At 66.0% G+C, this 1,128-nt stretch carries 1 protein-coding gene; it reads left to right on the top strand.

The features are described 5' to 3' along the window. Positions 1-1,128: 3-hydroxyacyl-CoA dehydrogenase NAD-binding domain-containing protein (locus tag EN964_RS35365; protein WP_245490744.1), on the top strand; the 1,128-nt coding region annotated here is incomplete at both ends.

Here is a 1,128-nt window from a genome sequence, read left to right as displayed (position 1 = left end):
AAGCTCGGCCTGCCGGAAGTCAAGCTCGGCCTGTTGCCGGGCGGTGGCGGCACGGTACGGCTGCCGCGCCTTGTCGGCGCGACGAAGGCGCTCAGGATGATCGTCTCCGGTACGCCGATCGGCGCGACCGAGGCGCATGAAGCCGGCCTCGTCGACGCTGTCTTCGATGGCGATCTGGCCACGCATGCCGTGAACTTCGCTGGGGAAATCGCCCGCAAGGGTGGCCCCTTCACGCCGGTGCGTGATCGCAATCAGGGACTCAAGGAGACCGACCTGGCGGCTTTCGACGCCGAGGCTGCGGATCTTGCCAGGAAAGCGCGCGGGCTCGAGGCGCCGATCGCCTGCGCGCAGTCGGTGCGCAATGCCGTCACGCTGCCCTTCGATGCGGCGCTGGCGGCGGAACGTGCGTTGTTCGTGAAACTGGTCGGCAGCGACCAGTCGCGGGCGCAGCGGCATTTGTTCTTCGCCGAACGTGAGGCGGCAAAGGTTTCGGGAAAAGACATCGTCAAACGCAGGATTGCCCGCGTCGGCGTCATCGGCGCCGGCACGATGGGCGGCGGCATCGCCATGGCCTTCGCCAATGGCGGCTATCCCGTGACTTTGCTGGAAACCAGCCATGAGGCATTGCAGCGCGGCTTGGCGACGATCGACAGAAACTACTCGGTGTCCGTCACGCGCGGTTCGCTAAGCGAAGTCGCCAAGCGCGAGCGGCTCGCCCAGTTCAAGGGCTCCACCGATTATGCCGATCTCGCCGATTGCGACCTGATCGTAGAGGCGGTGTTCGAGGACATGGCGGTCAAGAAGGAGGTGTTCGGCAAGCTCGAAGCGGTGGCCAAACCGGGCGCGATCCTCGCCACCAACACCTCCTATCTCGACATCAACGAAATCGCCGCCTCGACCTCGCGGCCGCAGGACGTGCTCGGCCTGCATTTCTTCTCGCCGGCCAATGTCATGAAGCTCCTGGAGATCGTGCGCGCCGACAAGACCGCGCCCGATGCGCTGGCGACCGTCGTCGACCTGGCGCGGCGGATCGGCAAGGTGGCCGTTGTCGTCGGCGTCTGCCACGGCTTCGTCGGCAACCGCATGCTGGCCGCGCGCGGCTCGGAATCGGAAGCGCTTCTTCTGGAA

The sequence above is a fragment of the Mesorhizobium sp. M7A.F.Ca.CA.001.10.2.1 genome (assembly GCF_003998575.1).
In the GTDB taxonomy this organism is placed as follows: domain Bacteria; phylum Pseudomonadota; class Alphaproteobacteria; order Rhizobiales; family Rhizobiaceae; genus Mesorhizobium.
This window is presented reverse-complemented; position numbering and strand designations above follow the sequence as displayed.